Origin of the sequence: Pseudomonas sp. NPDC089530, assembly GCF_050280705.1 — a bacterium.
Taxonomy (GTDB): domain Bacteria; phylum Pseudomonadota; class Gammaproteobacteria; order Pseudomonadales; family Pseudomonadaceae; genus Aquipseudomonas.
The window spans coordinates 1-16272 of the sequence record NZ_JBNNVU010000110.1 but is presented as its reverse complement, the minus strand read 5'-3'; the positions used below and the strand labels follow the sequence as shown (position 1 = coordinate 16272).

Below are 16272 nucleotides of genomic sequence, written 5' to 3'. Positions count from 1 at the left end.
ACGTGCAAGATCACAACCAACGCATCCTGCGCCCATGCTAGAAAAGCGCCTCATCCATCGCACCCGACATGAGGCCCATCCATGTCCCCGAGCAGTACCCTGCCCCCCACGGTTCCAACCCGGCTGTTCGGGCTGTTCTGCCTGGCCAGCTATCTGCTGTCGCTGTCCTACGGTTCGACCTTCCTGCTCTCGCTGCTGATCGGCTCGCGCGGCGGTGACGAGCACGATGCCGGCAGCGTGATTTCGGTGGCCATGCTCAGCACCTTTGTCGCGGTGATCTTCTCCGGGCACCTTTCGGACCTGCTGGGCGCCGCCCGCTCGATCGCCCTGTTCGGCTGCCTGCTGGTGGTCGCCAGCCTGGGCTTTGCCCTGACCCCGGGCTACGGCGATGGGTTGCTGTTTTTCGGCCTGACCCTGGGCCTGGGCTGGGGGGTGTTCTACACCCTGGGGCCGATCATCGTGGCGATGATGGTCGCGCCGGCGCAACGAGCCAGGTTCTTCGCCCTGCTTTCGGGCAGCATGATGAGCGGCATCGGCTCCGGCCCGCTGTTGGGACGGCTGGCCAGTGCCCTGGGCTATCCGCTGACCGCGGCCTTTGTACTCGCGGCGGCCGCCGGCCTGATCGGTGTGCTGATCTTCTGGCGCCTGGGCACAACGCTGAAGAAACACCCCAGCCACCTGGGCGGCGGCGCGGCGAAAATCAGTTGGGCCAGCAGTGTCCGGGTACTGTCGTCGAAGGCGCTGTTCCCGATCCTGATGGTCGGCCTCGGCGGTTGCGTCTTCGGCGGCCTGTCGAGTTTCCAGACCAGCTACGCGGCCTCCCGCTCGCTGGACTATTCACTGTTCTTTCTCGGGTTCATGGCGGCCGCCATCGGCAGTCGCCTACTGGTCGCCGGCTTCGTGGTCAAGCGCGACGCCTACCGCGCGGCTTGCCTGCTCTCGGGGCTGATGCTGGTGTCGATCCTGATGTTCCGCTTCATGGTCGACGACGCGGCGAGTTACCTGCTGGCCGCCGTGCTGCTGGGCGTCGGCTACGGCCTGACCTACTCGGTGATCAACGGCCTGGCGGCCAACGAAGCGCCGCCCGGCAGCACCCCGCAAGCCCTGCTGCTGTTCAGCCTGGCCTACTTTATCGGGGTCTTCGGCTTCCCGCTGCTGGCCGGGCGGATCATCGTCGAACAGGGTATGTCGAGCCTGTTGCTCACGGTCCTGGCGGTGGCAGCGCTGAACTGGCTGATCAGTGTCGGGCGCCTGCTCTGGCGCGGGCTGAACCGCGACAAGGTCCTGCAGAACGCCTGAAGCCGTCGCTGCGTATTGGCGGGTAGACCGCTATCGCGGGCAAGCTCGCTCCTACAGACGCGAGTTTGCTCACGATCCTCCCTCTTTCAGGCGCCGCGCCCGTTGAGCAGCTCATCCACCTGCGCCGTGCCCGGCGCGGTGGCCGGCCCCCAGCGGGTCACCGCCAGAGCTGCGGCGGCGTTGGCCCGGCGCGCCGCTTGAACCGGCGCCAGCCCCTGGGCCAGGGCAGCGACAAAAACACCGGCATGGGCATCGCCGGCACCGTTGCTGTCCACCGCCTGGACCTTGAAGCCCGGCACATGTTCATGGTGGCGATGCTGGCTGACCCAGCAGCCCTGGGGCCCGTCCCTGACCACCAGCAAGACCTCTCCCGCCAGCATCTCATGCAGGCGCAGCAGGGCTTCGGCGATGTCCGACGCGCCCGTGAAGCGCAGGGCCTCGACGCTGTTGCTGGTCCAGATATCGATGCGCGGCAGCAGCGCGCGCATCGCCGTGGAATCCGGCGAATCCACCAGCGGGCCCGGGTCGAACACCACCTGGATCGCCCGGGGCAAGGCCAGCAGCCAGTCCAGCAGCGCCTGGGCCTTGCCGGCATGCAGCAGGCTGTAGCCGCTGACATAGACAGAGTCGTCAGGCCGCACCGCCACGCTGGCCAGATCCTCCATGGAAAGCTGGCCCTCGGCGCCGATGTAGGAAATGAAGCTGCGCTCGGCCGTGGCTTCGGTCAGCGCCACGCACAGGCCGGTGTCCTCGGCGCGGCTGGCAGGCAGGCCGATCTGGATGCCCTCGGCGTGCATCGCCTCCCGCGCCAGGTCGCCGAAGCGGCCGTTGCCGTGGCGTCCCAGGTACAGCACTGCCAAGCCGTTACGCTGCGCGGCGGCCATCACATTGAAACCGCCGCCGGCCTCGAAGCTGGCGGACTGCGCCAGCACGTCACCGCCCGAACTGGGCAGGCGGTCCACGGACATCACCAGGTCGACCATTACCTGGCCGGTGTGCAGCATTCTAGGCATTGGCATTCTCGACAAAGGCGGCACGGCGGTCCCGAGCCCCGCCCAGCACGGCATACACCCCACCGGCCAGGAGGAAGGTGACGATCCAGCCCAGGCCGTTATGACCCAGCCAGGAATCGGCCAGCGGCCCGGCGAACCAGACGTTGTCGGCGGTGGTGCCGATGGTGGTGAAGCTGAACCCCAGCACGATGGCCAGGGCCCAGGCGCCGAAAGCCCGCCACTCGACGCCGCCGCGGTACCAGTAGGCGCTGCTCGGGCTGACGTCCAGCAAGTCCTTGGCGCTGTAGTACTGACGATGGATCAGGTCGACGATGAAGATCCCGACCCAGGCGGTGATAGGTACCGCCAACAACGAAATGAAGGTAATGAACGGCCCGTAGAAGCTCTCGGCGATCAGCATGAAGTAGATGGAGCCGGCGAAGATCGCCACGATGTCCACCACCACCGCGTACACCCGCTTGACCTTGAGCCCCAGGGTCAGGGTAGTCAGGCCGGCCGAATACACCGACAGGTTGTTCGACAGCAGCAGGCCGCCGAACGCCGTGATCAGGTACGGCACCGCCATCCAGGTCGGCAGCATATCGCGGATCGCCACGATCGGGTCGGTGGCCGCGGCCAGGTCGTCGTTGCCCACCGACAGCAGGCCGCCCAGGGTAATCAGCAGCACCAGCGGAATGCCGGCGCCGAAGGCCGCCGACGCCACCAGGCGCGCGGCGCTGACGCTGCGATGCTGATAACGGGACATGTCGGCGCCGGTATTGGCCCAGCCGATACCGGTGCCGGCGGCCATGGTGCCGACGCCGATGATCATCGCGCTCAGCGGCGCCGGGGTAGCGTTGAACACCGCGCTCCAGTCGACGGTGGCGCAGAGGAAACCGCCCACCAGCAGGTTCAGCGCGCCGAACACATAGGTGGCCCACTTCTGGATCACCAGCAGGGTCGCGTGACCGAGGCCGGAAACCGCCAGGGTCAGCAGCACGAAGATACCGATGAACACCAGGGTCAGCGCCGGCGCGCTCTTGGCCTCCACCGGCGAACCGAACAGGATCGAACACAGTGACAGCAGGACGAAGGCGGCGGTGGTGGTGTTGACGGTTTCCCAGCCCACGCGCGACATCAGCGACACCAGGGTCGGACCGATATTGCCGCGCACGCCGAAGATCGCCCGCGACAGCGTCAGGCTCGGCGCCCGCCCGCGACGCCCGGCGATGGAGATGATCCCCACCACGGCGAACGAACCGGCGGCGCCGAGAATGGCGACAATGATCGCCTGCCAGATCGACAACCCGCGAAAGGCCACCAGGGTCGCCCCCAGCGGCAAGCCGAGAATACTGATGTTGGCGGCGAACCAGACCCAGAACAGTTGCAGCGGATGGCCATTGCACTCGCCTTCCGGCACCGGTTCGATGCCCCGGGTTTCCAGTTGCCCGGCGCTTTGCCCGGTGTTCGATGCACTCATGAAAACACTCCTGTTGCCCTTATTTTGTGATTGTCGGCAATTTCGGAAGTCGACCAGACATCCCGGCATTCCGTGCCGTGTTCCTGCTATCCATGGCAAAAAAGGTTCAGCGACAGGCCCATGGCGGAGCCTGGGCCATGCAGCCGGTCGCCTTAACGCAGGGCCAGCAGCCCCTGTACCAGCGGCTCGAGATCCAGGTCGTTGACCTGCTTGATCTGTTCGATCAGGGCGGCCGGCCAGCAGCCCATCCCCTGGCAAGCGCCGAGCATCGCGCCGAGGATGGCAGCAATGGTGTCGGTGTCGCCACCCAGGCTCGCGGCCATGCACAGCGCCTCGAATGCCTGCAACTCGCCGATGGCTACCTGATGGGCCAGGGCGAAGGACACCACCACCGACTCCTGGGAGGCGACGGAGGTGCCAATCACGTCGTACAGCAGGTCGGCCAGCAGCGCCTTGTCGCTTTCGACGCTGAGGGTGCGCGCCCAACTGATCCGGGTAGCGATACGGCCGCCAGCCACCCAGTGCCCATGCCGCTCGGCCTCTTGGGCGATCTGTATGCCGACCTGCAAGGCATCTCCCAGCGGAACGCCATTGATGCCTGCGGAAACCACCGCCGCCACCGCCGCCGCGCTGGAAATGCCCAGCGTGGTGTTGTGGGTGACCTGGCAGGCCTCGACCACGGTACGGATAAACGCCTGGGCATCCTCGACATTCGCCATGATGCCCACCGGAGTGATGCGCATCGCCGCACCGTTGGTGGTGCCGTAACGTCCGGCTTCTTCGGCGGTATGCCCGGCGAGGATCATCTCGATGGCGCGCTTGGTCGAAGGACCCAGAAGGTCCTGGGAACCCTTGGCCTGCATCGCCGCTTCCCACTCGATCAAACTGTGGGCCAGCGCCGCCGGTTCGATCCGGCCCTTGCCCGCCACCAGCAGATCGCCGACCAGGATCGCCTGTTCGGTGTCATCGGTGATCGACCCCTTGGGCATGTTGGCGGCGATCGGCTGATCGGGGCCGGCGTCTTCCAGGCCGCGGATAGCGCCGAAGCGCTGCTTGATCTGCTGCCGGCTGAGGGATTGGGTCGGCATGCCCAGGGCATCGCCCAGGGCCAACCCGTAAAAGGCGCCCAGAGCGCGATCCAGGGGGATCATTTCTGCGCTCCGAATTGCAGGTGCAAGCGAAAGTGCACCGGGTCGAGGAAACTTTCCACCTGCTCCATGAAACGTCCGCGACGGTCATAGGTGGTCCGCAGGGCCTTGAGGAACACAGTGCCGGCCGGGCGCCCCAGCAGTTGTGCCTGCTCTTCGTTCAGTGGCTCGGCGCCGATCCATTGATCGCCGCGTTCGCCGATATAGCCATAGGCGGCCAGGGTAATGGTCAGGGAATCATCGATCAGCCCTACGCGCGGCAGGCTTTCCAGGCCTCCGGTCGCGGGCATCAGGGAACGTTCAAGGGAAACCACGGTGCCGTCGGTAGAACGCCGACGCCGGTCCAGGGCTATGAATTGGTCGGTGCCGAAACGGCTGAGCAGGTCAGGACGCTGCACCGCCTCCAGGCGCAGCACTTCGGTGTTGATCAGCGCACCGGTGTCCGCCAGGGCCTGGGCCCAACCGCTTTGCTGGTCCAGCACCACACCGTCATAGGTGACGATGGAGCCGACCCCGCTCTGGGTGGCGATGTAGTTGCGGCGCTTGAGTTCGGCCAGGGCCTCACGCAAGGTGCCACGACTCACCGAGAATTCCTCGGCCAACTGGTGCTCGCCCGGCAACAGGAAACCGTCCTCCATGAGGCCGCTTTCGATGCGCCGGATCAACTCGTCGACCACGCGTTTTTTCTTGTCAAATCGGACATGTTTAATCATGTACAAATTGATACATGAAACGGGATCTTCGTCGCAAGATATTTATTCGTTCAACAAAACGTTTCCGACTTCACGGCTCCAGGCCGATGGGGAAGAACACCCCGCCACTCCAGACGCCCAGCCAGTTCTGCCCCTCTATCGGGCGGCTCACCGCCAGCTCCACCAGTTGGTAGAACACGTTGCGGTGCACCAGCGCTTCCAGGTTGCTGCGCACCAGCACGTAAGGCGCCGGTTCCTCGGTCCGAGGATCGATCACCACCCGCAGCGGATGCTCGGTGCCGGCGGCGAACTGCTCGTCGACGTTGCTGGTAAAACGCAGGACCTGCGCCTCGCCCGTGCCTTCGACCTCCAGGGTGACGGCGACAAAGGGCGCGTCATCGACCTTGATGCCGACCTTTTCCACCGGAGTGATCAGGAAGTAGTCGTCGCCGTCGCGGCGAATGATGGTGGAGAACAGCTTGACCATCGGCTTGCGGCCAATGGGAGTCCCCAGGTAGTACCAGGTGCCGTCGCGGGCGATACGCATGTCGATATCGCCACAGAAGTCGGGGTTCCACAGGTGCACCGGCGGCAAGCCCTTCTCGGTCTTGGGGATCTGCGCCAACAGATCGCTGGCTTTGCCCGGACCACTCATGCTGCTCTCCTCGTGCCTGGTTCAGTCGCTCAAGCCTAACAGGCTGCGGGCGTATTGCTCGAGCGGCGGACCGATCAGGTCTTCCGGCTTGTTGTCGTGGAACGTCAGTAAACCGCCGCGACTGCGAATCCGCGCGGTGTCGATCAGATACTGGGTGCTGGTCTCGATCAGCATGATCTGAATCACCCCACTGTCGATCCCCAGGCGATCCACGGCTTCCTGGTCGGACCATTCATCCGAGTTGCCGATGCGGTCGTCGGCCTTGGCGAATCGGGTGTACAGCAGGTAATGCGCACCCAGCTCGCGGGCCTCGGCCATGGCCTGGTCCAGGCCTTCCGGAGCGCGGGCGCGGCGGACCATCGGGAAGTATTCGATAAAGCCCTTGAAGGCTTCCTCGGCCACCACGTTAGGCCGCGGGTAGGCACCGCCCGGCGGCGCGAAGGCCCCCTGGGCAATGAAAATGAACGAGTCCGGCTGAACGCGGAACGAATTGGAGCGCTGGGTATTACTGTGATCGAGGAACCCCGCATCCCCCATGTGATAGCGGACGCCCTCGCCCATATCGCTGACATTCATGCAGCCGCCGAGCCCCAAAAAAGCCAGCAGCAAAACCAGGCTACGCATCCTTCCCTCCAGAAGCCGGTGACGGAAAACCGGCGAATGGCCACGAGATGCAGCTTCCGCGCCAGCTCGTCCAGAGCGCTGGTAAACCTGTCGGATGCAATTGAACGGACGGCTACAGAGGATGGGAATCAGCGAGCGGGAGGCTTAGCCACCGATGATTTTCATCACGGTCGCGCCGCCGGAGAATGCCACATCCTGCTTGTCGCCCAGGGCCTTGACCAGCAGGCGCTGCAAGGCCGGCAAGGCTTGATGGCGCGGCTTGTCCAGCAAATCGCCAACGTAATGCCGATTGCTCGACGACAGGCAACCGTGCAGCCAACCGGTGGACGACAGCCGCAGACGCGAGCAGGTCCGGCAGAACGGCACGCTTTCGTTGGCGATCACGCCGAAGTGGCCCAACCCCGGGATTTCATAACGCACGGCAGTGGCGTCCACCGGCGCATCCGCCTGCAGGTATTCGTAGCGCTCGCCAATCAGACTCAACAGCTGTTGCAGGCTGACGAACTGCTGCAGGAACGCATTGGAATCGCTGGCCAGGTGGCCCATGCGCATCAGCTCGATAAAGCGCAACTCGTAGCCCCGCTCCAGGCAGTAGTCGAGCAACGGCATCACTTGATCCAGGTTCTGCCCGCGCAACGGCACCATATTGACCTTGATCTTCAGGCCCGCCGCCCGAGCCTGCTCCATGCCATCGAGCACCGTCGCCAGGTCGCCGCCACGGGCGATGCTGCGGAAAGCCGAGGCATCCAGGGTGTCGAGGGAAACGTTGATGCGCCGGATGCCGGCATCCACCAGCAGCGGCAGCTTGCGCGCCAATAGTTGGCCATTGGTGGTCAGGCTGATGTCTTCCAGGCCCATCTGCCCTACCGCGCCCATGAAGGCTTCCAGTTTCGGACTGACCAGGGGTTCGCCACCGGTGATGCGCAGGCGCTCGATGCCCGCCGCCTCGATCAGGTAGGCCACGCCGCGCGCCATGGCCTCGGCCGACAACTCGTCCTGGGCAGCCACCAGCCGCTTGCCATTGGGCACACAGTAGGTACAGGCGTAGTTGCAGGCAGACGTCAGACTGATACGCAGGTTGCGAAAACGCCTGCCTTGACGGTCAACGATCATGGAGGACTCCGGCGAAGGAAGAGTGAACCGCCAAAACCTGACTCATAAATCAGTTTTTGGCAAGTCCCATGCCTGAGTATATTCCCGGGAGACGGCGCCATATAGAGAAATCATGACGCCATCAGGCCACTGAATGAATCAGCTGCCGGAGGTGTCGGGATCGCGCTTGCGCTTGTTGCCCATGCGCACGCCGATGTCCATCAGGAACTGGAAGAAGCCTTCCTGGTCTTCCAGCACATTGCTCCAGAACGGCGAGTGGTACAGCGCCACGGCGCCATGCACCAGCGCCCAGGATGCGCAGTAGTGGAAGTAAGGCGGCACGTCCTCGAGCTTGCCTTCGCTGATGCGGCCCTTGATCAACGAGGTCAGGCGTTCGAAGTTGGATGCACGGATCTTGTGCAGCTCCTCGACCATTTCCGGCACCTGGTTGCCCTTGACCACCTTCTCTTCCAGGCGATCGAACAGCCGGTAACGCTGCGGATCGCGCATGCGGAATTCGAAGTAGGCCCGGGACAGGGCTTCCTTGTCCTTGTCGACATCGGCAGAGTGCAGCAGCTCGTTCAGGTCGCGCTCGTAATCGAGCATCAGGCGCAGATAGATCTCCGCCTTGGACTTGAAGTGCTTGTAGATGGTCCCTTTGCCGATACCAACGGCATCAGCGATCATCTCGACGGTGACGCTGTCTTCACCTTGTTCGAGGAACAGCTTGAGCGCGGTATCGAGAATTTCTTGCTCGCGGCGACGAAACTCACGGACCTTACGAGGTTCTTTCTGCATAAGAAAAGGTCTGTCGGGGTCAAAATCGAAGCCGCGTATTATGCCTAAATTGCGCCAAAATGCACGGATCATCCGACCATGACTATGTTTCTTGATGAATTTGTACAGGCCCCGGGCCTGCGTTATTTGAATCATGCGGCCGTCGCCCCCTGGCCGAATCGGGCCGCCGAAGCCGTGGCGCGCTTCGCCAAAGAGAACGTTTTGCTGGGCGCGCGGGACTATCCGGACTGGATGGCCCTCGAACAACGCCTGCGCGAACGCCTGATGCGCCTGCTAAATGCACCGTCAACGGATGACATCGCACTGGTCAAAAATACTTCGGAAGCGCTGTCATTCGTCGCCTTTGGCCTGACCTGGGAAAAAGGCGACCAGATCGTCATCAGCGATGAAGAATTCCCCTCCAACCGTATCGTCTGGGAAGCCCTGGCCACCCAGGGCGTGGAAGTACTCCAGGTCAGCCTCAAGGGCGACGACCCGGAAGGCGCGCTACTGGCGGCCTGTGGGCCACGTACCCGGTTGATGGCGATCAGCGCCGTGCAGTTTGCCAGCGGCCTGCGCCTGGACCTGCAACGCCTGGGCGCCGACTGCAAGCAACAGAACGTGCTGTTCTGCATCGATGCCATCCAGCAACTGGGGGCCCAGCCCTTCGATGTCCAGGCCTATCAATGCGACTTCGCCATGGCCGACGGGCACAAATGGATGCTCGGCCCCGAAGGCCTTGGCGCGTTCTATTGCCGCAGCGAGCTGCGCACGCAGCTCAAGCTCCATGAGTTCGGCTGGCACATGCTGGAGCACATGGGCAATTACAGCCGCGACGAATGGGAACCGGCCAAGAGCGCGCGACGCTTCGAATGTGGCAGCCCGAATACGCTCGGCGCCATGGCCCTGGAAGCGAGCCTGTCGTTGTTGGAAGAAGTGGGCATGGAGCAAGTGGCGACGCTGATCGCCGAACGGGTCCAGTGGCTTCAGGAAGGTTTGAGCGCCATCCCCGGTGTGCGTCTGCACACCCCGCTCAACCCGGCCCGACGTGGCGGCATTTTTTCCTTCAGTATCGATGGCATCGATAATCAGGCGGTTTATGAAGCCCTGCGCCTGCAACAGGTGGTGTGCATCCCCCGCGGCCCTGGCGTTCGATTTTCACCGCATTTCTATACAGAAAAAAGCGTGATCGACGAAACTATCGCCATCGTGGCGGACATAGCCCGGCAATGAGAACTCAAGCGAAGCGCCCGTATTCCAAAATTGTTTAAAAAACGAGCAAGGCCAACTGGACTGAACGCAATAGTGATCAATACTTGAACTGTCGGCGTGACATCTCCCCCAAGTGAAGCGCCGATGAAGGTACCAAGGGATGGCGTGCCTTTGTTTTACTCCTAATGGTCTTAACCCGGATTCACCCCCCAGAACCCGGGTTTTTTTTGCCCGCGATTCAGCCCTTGACGTGCGCCAGCGGAAACAGCCGCTTGAAGTTCTCGGTGGTCTGCTCGGCAAAACGCTCGTAGGGCTCGCCCCGCAGCATGGCCAGGAACTCGGCGACTTCACGCACGTACTGCGGCAGGTTGGGTTTGCCGCGATACGGAATCGGCGCCAGGTACGGCGAATCGGTTTCCACCAGCAAACGGTCGGCCGGCACCTGGCGCGCCACGTCCCGCAATGCGTCGGCATTGCGGAACGTGACAATCCCGGACAGGGAAATATAGAAGCCCAAATCCAGCGCAGCCTTGGCCATGTCCCAGTCTTCGGTGAAGCAATGCAGGACCCCGGCTTGCGGCAACGCCGCTTCACGCAGCAAGGCCAGGGTATCGGCGCGCGCGCCACGGGTATGGACGATCACCGGCTTGCCGGTCTGCTGGGCGGCTTGCAGGTGCAGGCGGAAGGACTCCTGCTGCAGCTCCGCCGCTTCCGGCTCGTAGTGGTAGTCCAGGCCGGTTTCGCCAATGGCCACCACCCGCGGGTGATTCAGCTCCTGCAGCAGCCAGTCCAGGGCTGGCGCGCTGCCGGGCTGGACATCCAGGGGATGGACGCCAACCGAACAGTCGACGTCGTCATAGCGCTCGGCCAGGGCTTTGACGTCGGCGGCGTTGTCGGCGCTGACGCCGATGCACAGGAAGTGCCCGACCCCGCGCTGACGCGCCGCTTCCAGGGCGGCATCCAGGGAGCCGTCGTGGGCGGCGAGATCAAGGCGGTCGAGGTGACAATGGGAATCTACGAGCATAAGAAGCAACAACCACATTCGGTCAATGAACAGGCCGGCCCGGGGAGCGGCCGGCGATTCGGTTTGGGTCCACGTTGCCGTCAGCTGCGACCCGGCAGTGCGGCCCACTGCACCAGCAAGGCTTCGAGCAGCAGCACCCGATTGAGGTTGGCCTTGTTCAGCACCTTCTGGCGCTGCGCAAGGATCCAGTCCTGGATCTCCAGGACCTTGGCCTGGGAAGACTTCTGCGCCAGGTACTGCACCACTTTGCGCATATCGGCCAACCCCAGCCCCTCCTCGTCCTGCGTCAGCTGATAACGCAGAATCAGGTTCGACCAATCACAGAACCAGTCGAACAGCAGGAGCAAGGGTATCGCATTCCAACCCTCGGCCAGTTGGGTCGGCGATTGCTGCTGCTTGAGCAGCTTCTTCACCCCGTCGACCACCTGCGCTCGCTGCTCGCGCGCGCCCTGGGTCTGCAGGCTGACTGCCGCCAGGGGCGAACCGGCCGCCAGGGTCAGCAACTCGACCCGCTCTTCTTCCGGGCAGTCCGGCAGGGCCTTGCTCAGCCATTGCAGGCTCATGGCCTCGCTGGGCAACGGGCAGGCCTGCTGCACGCAGCGGCTCTTGATGGTCGGCAACAAGCGGCTCGGCTGATGGCTGACCAGCAGCAGCACCGTATCGCCGGACGGCTCTTCAAGGCTTTTCAGCAGCGCGTTGGAGGCGTTGATGTTCATCGACTCCACTGGTTCGATCAGCACCACCTTGCGCCCGCCCAGTTGCGCAGTCTGCACCACGAAGCTGACCAGTTCGCGCACCTGGTCGACCTTGATCGCCTTGTCCGCCTCTTCCGGTTCCAGCACATAGTTGTCCGGGTGACTGCCGGCCTGCAGCAACAGGCACGATTTGCACTGCCCGCAGGCGTCCAGCCCCGCCGGTTGCTGGCACAACAAACGCGCCATCAGGCGCTCGGCCAGCGCGCGCTTGCCGATACCCGCCGGCCCGTGAAGCAGATAGGCATGGGCATGTTGCGGGCGGCCCGCCAGTTGCTGCCAGAGCGCGTCCTGCCAAGGAAAGGCCTCAGCCACGGTGCAGCTCCAGCAACTTCGGCAACAAGGCATCCAGCGCCTGCTGGACCTGCGGCAGCGGCTGCGCGGCGTCCACCAGCAGGTAACGCATCGGATCGGCTTCTGCACGCTTCAGGTACGCCTGGCGTACTGCCTCGAAGAATACGCGCCCTTCCTGCTCGAAACGGTCCAGGCGCCCGCGGGCGCTGGCGCGCGCCAGCCCCACTTCCACCGGCAGGTCGAACACCAGGGTCAGGTTGGGCCGCAGCTCGCCCTGGACGAACTGTTCCAGGGTAGCGATGCGTTCCAGGGACAACCCACGACCACCGCCCTGATAGGCATAGGTGGAATCGGTAAAGCGGTCGCACAACACCACCGCGCCACGGGCCAGCGCCGGGCGAATCACCTCGGCCAGATGCTGGGCGCGAGCGGCGAACACCAGCAACAGCTCGGTGTCGGGATTCATGATCTCGTCACCCGGGGTCAGCAGTACTTCGCGGATCCGCTCCGCCAGGGGCGTACCGCCCGGCTCGCGGGTCAGCAGCACCTCGATACCAGCGGCGCGCAGGCGCTCGGCCAGGTATTCGCGGTTGGTGCTTTTGCCGGCGCCTTCCGGGCCTTCCAGGGTAATAAACAAGCCAGTCACGGGCGGTCCTTAATCAAAGTCATTGCGGGCTTTTCGGCTCGGGCTCAGCAGCCCCTTGAACCGGGGCCCGGAGCACCTGTGGCGGCACCTCCGGGCTGGCCTGGGCGGGTTCTTCCGGTGCTGTATCGGACGCTGCCGCCGGAGCGGATTCCGGCACCTCGGCAGCGGCCGGGCTGCCCGCTGGTGGCGGGCTGGAACGATAATCGGCGCGGCGCTTGAGCTGGAACTCGCGCACGGCATTGTTGTGCGCATCCAGGTCGTCGGAGAACACATGGCTGCCATCGCCACGCGCCACGAAATACAGACTGCTGCCGGGCACCGGGTTGAGCGCGGCATGGATCGCCTCGCGACCGACCATGGCGATCGGGGTCGGTGGCAGACCGCTGATCACATAGGTGTTGTAAGGCGTCGCTTCCTTCAGCAACGCCCGGGTCAACTTACCGTTGTAACGCTCGCCCAGGCCATAGATCACGGTCGGATCGGTCTGCAGCAACATGCCGACCTGCATCCGGCGCACGAACACCCCGGCAATCTGCCCGCGCTCCTGGGGCACGCCGGTTTCCTTCTCCACCAGCGAGGCCATGATCAGCGCCTGATAAGGCTCGGTATAAGGCGCATCGGGCGCGCGCTTGTTCCATTCCTTGGCCAGCACCTCGTCCAGGCGGGCGTAGGCTTTTTCCAGCAGCTCGGCATCGCTCATCCCACGCACGAAACGGTAGGTATCGGGAAAGAATCGGCCTTCGGGGAAAACCCCGGCATGGCCGAGTTTTTCCATGACTTCGCTGTCGCTCAAGCCTTCCAGGGTCTGCTCCAGCTTGTCGTGCCGGGCCAGCGCGGCGCGCACCTGGCGGAAGGTCCAGCCCTCCACCAGCGTCAGGCTGTACTGCACCACTTCGCCGCGCTGCCAGACACCGATCAGGCCTTGTGCGGTCATCCCCGGGGTCATGCGATATTCGCCGCTGTGCAGGGGCACCCCTTCCAGATTGAAGCGCCAGTACAGACGCAGCCAGAACGCATCCTTGAGAAGACCATTGGCTTGCAGGCGATTGAAGGTACCACCCGGAGTCGAGCCGGCCGGCACGTCGAGCAATTGTTCTTGGCTCAGGTTTAGAGGTTGCTCCAGCGCCGAGTTCAGCTTCCAGGCCGAGGCGCCCAGCGCCAGACCGGCCAGAACCAGTCCGGTCTCCAGCAGAAGCAGTAATTTACGTCTCACTAATCAGGCATCCAGTAGCGCGCGGGCAATGCGTTGCAGTTTACGGGTGAGCGGTCCGGCGGGCCAGCGCAGCGCACCACAGGCCAGCACTGGCCAGACGCCATAGACGCTGTTGCAGACAAAGACTTCGTCGGCCTGTTGCAGCTGTTCCAGACTGATGTCGACGACTTCCGTGGCGATCCCCAATGACGCGGCCTGAAACAATATTTCAGCACGCATCACGCCGGCGACCCCGCAACGACTGAGGTCGGCGGTGAACAAGACGCCGTCGCGCACCAGGAACAGATTGCTGAAGACCCCCTCGATCACTCGTCCGGACACATCGAGCATCAAGCCTTCGGCATGCTCGCTGTCCCGCCATTCGGAACGGGCGAGCACCTGCTCCAAGCGGTTGAGGTGCTTGAGGCCGGCGAGCAAGGGCTGCTCGGACAGGCGAGTGGTGCAAGGGAACAGGCGAATACCCTGCTCGGCATGCGCCGCCGGGTAAGCCGCCGGCGCACTGCCCTGGAGAATACGTCGCGGCTGCGCCAGCGGATCGGCGGCGTAACCGCGCAGGCTGTCGCCACGGGTGAGGATCAGCTTGAGCACGCCCTCCCCCAACTGCGAGGCATAGGCCTTGAGTTCGCTGCGGATCAACGCCTGGTCGGCGGCGATCGCCAGACGCGTACTACCCTCGGCCAAGCGTGACAGATGCCGCTCCAGCAACAAGGGCTGGCCAGCCCTGACCGCGATGGTCTCGAACAGGCCATCGCCATAAGCCAGGCCGCGGTCCTTGAGCGACAGAACGTCAGCTGGCCGACCGTCGACCCAGCTCTGCATCAGCCGGCGAACCGGCGGAACACCAGGGAGCCGTTGGTGCCACCAAACCCGAAGGAGTTGGACAGCACCACATCGATATCCATGTTGCGCGCGGTGTGCGGCACGAAATCGAGGTCGCAGCCTTCATCCGGCTCATCGAGGTTGATGGTCGGCGGCGCCGCCTGGCTGTTGATCGCCAGTACGCTGAAGATGGCCTCGATCGCCCCTGCCGCACCCAGCAGGTGGCCGGTCATGGACTTGGTGGAACTGACGGCCAGCTTGTAGGCGTGCTCGCCGAACACCGTCTTGATCGCCTCGGCTTCCGCCAGGTCACCGGCAGGGGTCGAGGTACCGTGGGCGTTGATGTACTGCACCTGCTCGACGTTCAGCTTGGCGTCGCGCAGCGCATTGGCGATGCAACGTGCCGCGCCGGCGCCATCGGCGGGTGGCGAGGTCATGTGGTAGGCGTCGCCACTCATGCCAAAACCGATCAGCTCGGCATAGATGGTCGCGCCACGGGCCTTGGCGTGCTCCAGCTCTTCGAGCACCAGCGCGCCGGCACCGTCGGACAGGACGAAGCCATCACGGCCCTTGTCCCATGGACGGCTGGCGCGGGTCGGCTCGTCGTTGCGGGTCGACAGCGCGCGGGATGCGCCAAAGCCCCCCATACCCAGGCCGCAGGCAGCCATTTCGGCGCCACCAGCGATCATCACGTCGGCTTCGCCAAACGCGATATTGCGGGCGGCCATGCCAATGCAGTGGGTACCGGTGGTACAGGCCGTGGAAATGGCGTAGTTCGGCCCCTGGGCACCCAGATGGATGGACAGGAACCCGGAAATCATATTGATGATCGAGCCAGGCACGAAGAACGGAGAAATTCGACGTGGGCCGGAATCATGCAGCGTGCGGCTGGTTTCTTCGATATTGGTCAAACCGCCAATACCCGACCCCATGGCAACGCCGATTCGCTCACGGTTGGCATCGGTCACTTCCAGGCCGGCGTTACGCACCGCCTGAAAACCGGCCGCCAGGCCGTATTGAATGAACAGGTCGAGTTTGCGAGCCTCTTTGACCGACAGGTATTCCTCGACATTGAAGCCCTTTACCGAGCCGCCAAAACGGGTGGAATAGGCAGAAAGGTCGGTGTGCTCGATCAGACCAATGCCACTGCGGCCAGCCAGAATGCCCTGCCAGCTACTCGGAACATCCGTACCCAGTGGCGACAACATACCCATACCGGTGACTACGACGCGTCTACGCGACACAGCACTCTCCTTTTTTCTAATGACGACACTTTGCATCGGGCCTAAAGAAAAAACCGCACGCCGTAACGGCAGTGCGGTTTTTCCATGACAGCAAAAGACGACTAAATACGATTAAGCCTGGTGGCTGGTAACGTAGTCGATAGCTGCTTGAACGGTAGTGATCTTTTCAGCTTCTTCGTCAGGGATTTCGGTCTCGAATTCCTCTTCCAGAGCCATCACCAGCTCAACGGTGTCAAGGGTGGCGGCAACTGCGCTCAATTGCGAAGGGAAAATGAATCGGCCATCGGTCGGCGAGCTGTTGCGGTTGCC

17 protein-coding genes are annotated in these 16272 nt (G+C 63.7%); 2 read left to right on the top strand and 15 right to left on the bottom strand.

The features are described 5' to 3' along the window. The first annotated feature begins 81 nt into the window (after window positions 1-81). Window positions 82-1299, top strand: a complete 1218-nt coding sequence (locus ACQKQA_RS26740; protein ID WP_427564116.1) for an MFS transporter — start codon at window positions 82-84, stop codon at window positions 1297-1299. 86 nt (window positions 1300-1385) lie between these two features. Here ACQKQA_RS26740 and ACQKQA_RS26735 read toward each other — a convergent pair whose 3' ends face one another. From ACQKQA_RS26735 to ACQKQA_RS26700, 8 genes are all read right to left on the bottom strand, one after another. Beyond that, a complete protein-coding gene (locus tag ACQKQA_RS26735) occupies window positions 1386-2312 on the bottom strand; it encodes a PfkB family carbohydrate kinase (protein ID WP_427564114.1) in 927 nt (308 codons plus the stop codon). After that, window positions 2305-3771 carry a purine-cytosine permease family protein gene (locus ACQKQA_RS26730; RefSeq protein ID WP_427564112.1) on the bottom strand — a complete coding sequence of 489 codons (1467 nt, stop codon included), beginning with the start codon at window positions 3769-3771 and terminating at the stop codon, window positions 2305-2307. Before ACQKQA_RS26730 ends, ACQKQA_RS26735 begins: the two co-directional genes overlap by 8 nt. 152 nt (window positions 3772-3923) lie before the next feature. Further along, window positions 3924-4922: an ADP-ribosylglycohydrolase family protein gene (locus ACQKQA_RS26725; RefSeq protein WP_427564110.1), complete on the bottom strand. Its 999-nt coding sequence runs from the start codon at window positions 4920-4922 to the stop codon at window positions 3924-3926. Beyond that, on the bottom strand, window positions 4919-5632 hold the full coding sequence (locus ACQKQA_RS26720) for a GntR family transcriptional regulator (protein ID WP_427564108.1): 714 nt from the start codon (window positions 5630-5632) through the stop codon (window positions 4919-4921). Before ACQKQA_RS26720 ends, ACQKQA_RS26725 begins: the two co-directional genes overlap by 4 nt. A gap of 70 nt (window positions 5633-5702) precedes the next feature. Next, window positions 5703-6266, bottom strand: a complete 564-nt coding sequence (locus ACQKQA_RS26715) for a DUF1285 domain-containing protein (RefSeq protein WP_427564107.1) — start codon at window positions 6264-6266, stop codon at window positions 5703-5705. 21 nt (window positions 6267-6287) lie between these two features. Continuing rightward, window positions 6288-6890, bottom strand: coding sequence for a DUF4823 domain-containing protein (locus ACQKQA_RS26710; protein WP_427564105.1), 603 nt, complete (start codon window positions 6888-6890; stop codon window positions 6288-6290). A 144-nt stretch (window positions 6891-7034) separates the two neighbouring features. After that, window positions 7035-8003, bottom strand: a complete 969-nt coding sequence (locus ACQKQA_RS26705; protein ID WP_427564104.1) for a GTP 3',8-cyclase MoaA — start codon at window positions 8001-8003, stop codon at window positions 7035-7037. Window positions 8004-8141: 138 nt separating this feature from the next. Further along, on the bottom strand, window positions 8142-8780 hold the full coding sequence (locus tag ACQKQA_RS26700; protein WP_427564102.1) for a TetR/AcrR family transcriptional regulator: 639 nt from the start codon (window positions 8778-8780) through the stop codon (window positions 8142-8144). Between the two features lie 78 nt (window positions 8781-8858). On the opposite strand from ACQKQA_RS26700, the gene ACQKQA_RS26695 reads away from it, so the two are divergent. After that, window positions 8859-9992: an aminotransferase class V-fold PLP-dependent enzyme gene (locus tag ACQKQA_RS26695; protein WP_427564100.1), complete on the top strand. Its 1134-nt coding sequence runs from the start codon at window positions 8859-8861 to the stop codon at window positions 9990-9992. A 217-nt stretch (window positions 9993-10209) separates the two neighbouring features. On the opposite strand, the gene ACQKQA_RS26690 is transcribed toward ACQKQA_RS26695, so the two are convergent. The 7 genes from ACQKQA_RS26690 to ACQKQA_RS26660 form a co-directional block, all read right to left on the bottom strand. Beyond that, entirely contained in the window at window positions 10210-10995 is a 786-nt protein-coding gene (locus ACQKQA_RS26690; RefSeq protein WP_427564098.1) for a TatD family hydrolase, read from the bottom strand. A gap of 80 nt (window positions 10996-11075) precedes the next feature. After that, on the bottom strand, window positions 11076-12062 hold the full coding sequence (locus ACQKQA_RS26685; RefSeq protein ID WP_427564097.1) for a DNA polymerase III subunit delta': 987 nt from the start codon (window positions 12060-12062) through the stop codon (window positions 11076-11078). After that, on the bottom strand, window positions 12055-12687 hold the full coding sequence (gene tmk, locus ACQKQA_RS26680) for a dTMP kinase (RefSeq protein ID WP_427564095.1): 633 nt from the start codon (window positions 12685-12687) through the stop codon (window positions 12055-12057). Before tmk ends, ACQKQA_RS26685 begins: the two co-directional genes overlap by 8 nt. 19 nt (window positions 12688-12706) lie before the next feature. Beyond that, window positions 12707-13900 (bottom strand): endolytic transglycosylase MltG, encoded by a 1194-nt coding sequence (mltG, locus tag ACQKQA_RS26675; RefSeq protein WP_427564093.1) that lies wholly within the window; start codon window positions 13898-13900, stop codon window positions 12707-12709. 3 nt (window positions 13901-13903) lie between these two features. Then, entirely contained in the window at window positions 13904-14719 is an 816-nt protein-coding gene (gene pabC / locus ACQKQA_RS26670; protein WP_427564091.1) for an aminodeoxychorismate lyase, read from the bottom strand. Next, the gene (gene fabF, locus ACQKQA_RS26665; protein ID WP_427564089.1) at window positions 14719-15963 is read right to left on the bottom strand and encodes a beta-ketoacyl-ACP synthase II; all 1245 of its coding nucleotides are present in this window, start codon (window positions 15961-15963) and stop codon (window positions 14719-14721) included. Before fabF ends, pabC begins: the two co-directional genes overlap by 1 nt. 111 nt (window positions 15964-16074) lie before the next feature. After that, window positions 16075-16272 (bottom strand): acyl carrier protein (locus tag ACQKQA_RS26660; RefSeq protein WP_427564087.1); only part of this gene is annotated, 198 nt, incomplete at its 5' end.

Excerpts from the sequence above, each read along its gene's own strand:
- ACQKQA_RS26710 (WP_427564105.1), bottom strand. The coding sequence starts at position 6,890 with ATGCGTAGCCTGGTTTTGCTGCTGGCTTTTTTGGGGCTCGGCGGCTGC.
- ACQKQA_RS26735 (WP_427564114.1), bottom strand. The coding sequence starts at position 2,312 with ATGCCTAGAATGCTGCACACCGGCCAGGTAATGGTCGACCTGGTGATG.
- ACQKQA_RS26695 (WP_427564100.1), top strand. The coding sequence starts at position 8,859 with ATGACTATGTTTCTTGATGAATTTGTACAGGCCCCGGGCCTGCGTTAT.
- ACQKQA_RS26725 (WP_427564110.1), bottom strand. The coding sequence starts at position 4,922 with ATGATCCCCCTGGATCGCGCTCTGGGCGCCTTTTACGGGTTGGCCCTG.
- ACQKQA_RS26715 (WP_427564107.1), bottom strand. The coding sequence starts at position 6,266 with ATGAGTGGTCCGGGCAAAGCCAGCGATCTGTTGGCGCAGATCCCCAAG.
- ACQKQA_RS26730 (WP_427564112.1), bottom strand. The coding sequence starts at position 3,771 with ATGAGTGCATCGAACACCGGGCAAAGCGCCGGGCAACTGGAAACCCGG.
- ACQKQA_RS26690 (WP_427564098.1), bottom strand. The coding sequence starts at position 10,995 with ATGCTCGTAGATTCCCATTGTCACCTCGACCGCCTTGATCTCGCCGCC.
- pabC (WP_427564091.1), bottom strand. The coding sequence starts at position 14,719 with ATGCAGAGCTGGGTCGACGGTCGGCCAGCTGACGTTCTGTCGCTCAAG.
- ACQKQA_RS26720 (WP_427564108.1), bottom strand. The coding sequence starts at position 5,632 with ATGATTAAACATGTCCGATTTGACAAGAAAAAACGCGTGGTCGACGAG.
- ACQKQA_RS26700 (WP_427564102.1), bottom strand. The coding sequence starts at position 8,780 with ATGCAGAAAGAACCTCGTAAGGTCCGTGAGTTTCGTCGCCGCGAGCAA.
- ACQKQA_RS26705 (WP_427564104.1), bottom strand. The coding sequence starts at position 8,003 with ATGATCGTTGACCGTCAAGGCAGGCGTTTTCGCAACCTGCGTATCAGT.
- ACQKQA_RS26740 (WP_427564116.1), top strand. The coding sequence starts at position 82 with ATGTCCCCGAGCAGTACCCTGCCCCCCACGGTTCCAACCCGGCTGTTC.